At 39.5% G+C, this 2860-nt stretch carries 3 protein-coding genes; 2 read left to right on the top strand and 1 reads right to left on the bottom strand.

What is annotated here, in order from left to right; translation table 11 throughout:
- Window positions 1-156 precede the first annotated feature (156 nt).
- On the top strand, window positions 157-297 hold the full coding sequence (locus A3757_RS25705) for a hypothetical protein (protein WP_156492062.1): 141 nt from the start codon (window positions 157-159) through the stop codon (window positions 295-297).
- 108 nt (window positions 298-405) lie between these two features.
- Window positions 406-1941, top strand: a complete 1536-nt coding sequence (locus A3757_RS10110) for a recombinase family protein (protein WP_068739548.1) — start codon at window positions 406-408, stop codon at window positions 1939-1941.
- Window positions 1942-2006: 65 nt separating this feature from the next.
- On the opposite strand, the gene A3757_RS10115 is transcribed toward A3757_RS10110, so the two are convergent.
- Window positions 2007-2459, bottom strand: coding sequence for a recombinase family protein (locus tag A3757_RS10115; RefSeq protein WP_068739550.1), 453 nt, complete (start codon window positions 2457-2459; stop codon window positions 2007-2009).
- Window positions 2460-2860 lie beyond the last annotated feature (401 nt).

Below are 2860 nucleotides of genomic sequence, written 5' to 3' on the forward strand. Positions count from 1 at the left end.
TGAGCTTATATAAGTCAAGAACAGTCTGTTGGGTAATAAGTGTGTGCGATAATCGTATACTAAGTTATTGATAAATAAACAAATCTGTTGACTTGTTTTTTTTGTTAAGTAGTATTTGAACCGTCAAACATAATAAAAACAATAAAGGTGACACATATGCGTATCCATTCTAAAGAGTGGCTAGGTGACGATGCTGAATTGCAGTCTCGCCAAAGTCAGATTATTCATAAATTTCAAACTACACATCTAGTAGCTAGACTCTCTCATCAGATTGAGCTGGAGGGTTATCATGAATAACTCTGACTATAATTCCGACTTTATCTCTGTTGAAGATTTAGCTGAGATCATTGCTGTTCAGATAGCTCACGAAATAATTAAGGATCAGAGTGAAGCGGAGGCTGGTCTATGAGAGCTGCTATTTATACTCGCTACTCTAGCGATAAGCAAAACCCAACTTCATTAGCTGATCAAGAGCGTATTTGTAAGAAATGGATGAATGAAAATGGTCTTGAGCTCACTAGAAACTATCAAGATGGTGAATGCCGTGGGTCCGTTCCAACTCAATACCGACTTGCCGCAGGTCAATTGATTCAAGATGCAAAATCAGGCTGCTTTGACGTGATAGTTATTGAAGCGTTGGATCGTTTCACTAGAAACCTTGCCGACCAGGAAAAAACAATCAATAAATTGGAATTGCTCGGTATTCGAGTGATAGCTGTCAATGAAGGTTATGATACCGAGGATTCTGGTCGATATATTAAGCGAGTAATGCATGGTGCAATGAGCGAGCAGTATTTGCGTGATTTAGGTAAGAAAACACATCGAGGAATGTCAGGTCAGGTCGCAAGAGGGTTTTCTGTTGGTGCAGCGCCATTTGGGTATCGGAATATTAGAACCGAACATGGTTCGAATACTGAGATTAATCCAGAAGCTGCTAAATGGGTGATATGGATATTCAAAGAGTTTGCCAGCGGTCGCTCCTGCCAGAGTATTGTGTATGAGTTGAATGAGATGAAGATTAAGAGCCCAAGGGGGAGTAGTTGGAGTGCTTCTGCTTTGTATGGTAGCCCTAAGAAGGGTTCAGGTATATTGAATAATGAGCGTTACCGAGGACGATATATATGGAATAGAGCTCAGTGGCGCTTGGATTATGATACCGGAAAGAAGGTTCGTATAGAGAGACCGGAATCAGAGTGGAGCGTTAATGAGCGAGAGGATTTACGCATCGTCTCTGACGAATTATGGGCGAAAGTTAGGCTTCGATTTAAAGAATCACGATATAAATGCGGAATAAAAGGTAAAGGTGGTCGTGTTCGATCGTTGTTGGGTGGTCTAATGACGTGCGGTAAGTGTGGTGGTTCAGTTGTGGCCGTTGGTTCCCATTCATATGGATGTTCAAGCCGTATGAACAGAGGCTCTTCAATATGTGACGGTGTAAATGTGAGCAGAAAGAAGGCCGAACGGAATTTATTGTCAGATTTTAAAAGGGGCTTGCTGAGTGATGAATTAATAAACTTGGTTTATGACAAAACAACCAAGGAGATTCATAAGAGTTTAAATAATCAAGGATCAGACAGAGCTAGCTTGTCAAAAAGGCTTGAGGAAATAAATAAGAAGATTGATAGGTATGTCGAAGCAATTGGAAAGATGGGAAGTTCTGATTCTTTGCTTGCTCAACTAGAGTCTGTTGAAACTGAGAAGTCTCAAATTAAAGCAGAACTATCTCAAGAGCAGAAAGACATAGAGCTTCCTAAATACAAAGAAGTGAAAAGGCTCTATGAGAATAAGGTTAATGGTTTGCCGCACTCAATGGAAAAGGATATTAGCAAAGTGAGGCGCTGCTTAATGGGCTTTTTGGGTGAGATTGAAATAAATAAGGTGGGAACCGAAATTTACGCGACGTCTAAATCAAATCGCTATGAATCTTATAGATTGAACTGAATCGATTGATTTTCAATGTATTAGCCTAGCGCTGTCACGCCCTAGGCTAATATAAGGACTATTCGCTAAAAGTTGAATCTTGATCTAGTTATGCGCCAAATGAACTCATAGAAAGACTCGCTACCATACCCAGCTAAAAATCTTATGGAAGAGAAAATGCCATTCACCACCAACATGAAAATTGATAGCACAACTAGAAAGAACACTCCGAAAACAACTCCTCCCAAGAAATTGATTTGAGTCATTTCCCATGCTGTAGATAGCGTAGTTATCAATCCAGGGTGAACTATCTTGATGTTTACGGCTACTGGAACTAAGAAGCATGCTGCACATAGGCATATAAAAGCGGCAATTTGTTTAGCCACAGGAACAGAGCCAGATACACCTTCGTCCCTGTATGCATTGAGTAGTTGCCAGTTTTCGAAATCTATCCTTACATTACACAAACGAATTTGATCATCTATTGATGATTCACTTTGCTTGTCTGTTGAATAGCGTGCGTAGACAACCACTTTCATTGAACTGCCCCTTATTCTTGTAGGTATTTAAGAAAATACTCTAGCACAGTATCTATTCTTTAGGTGTTTGTGGAGATAATCCACCTTGAATATTAGAAAGTCAGCCCCAAACAACCTTTATATATAAGGTCTAATCAACAAAAAGGGAATAACATGAAATTAACTGAAAAACATAAACAAATTGCCGCTTTTATATGCCTATGTGCAGCATGCTTCTTAGTTCCAGTAGCCGTAAACATCAAGATAGTTCACCCTGGATTGATAACTACGCTATCTACAGCATGGAAATGACTCAAATCAATTTCTTGGGAGGAGTTGTTTTCGGAGTGTTCTTTCTAGTTGTGCTATCAATTTTCATGTTGGTGGTGAATGGCATTTTCTCTTCCATAAGATTTTTAGCT

It is taken from the genome of Oleiphilus sp. HI0117 (assembly GCF_001635235.1).

What these genes read in the sequence shown, in the direction of transcription:
- A3757_RS10110 (WP_068739548.1), top strand. Translation starts at nt 406, where the DNA reads ATGAGAGCTGCTATTTATACTCGCTACTCTAGCGATAAGCAAAACCCA.
- A3757_RS25705 (WP_156492062.1), top strand. Translation starts at nt 157, where the DNA reads ATGCGTATCCATTCTAAAGAGTGGCTAGGTGACGATGCTGAATTGCAG.
- A3757_RS10115 (WP_068739550.1), bottom strand. Translation starts at nt 2,459, where the DNA reads ATGAAAGTGGTTGTCTACGCACGCTATTCAACAGACAAGCAAAGTGAA.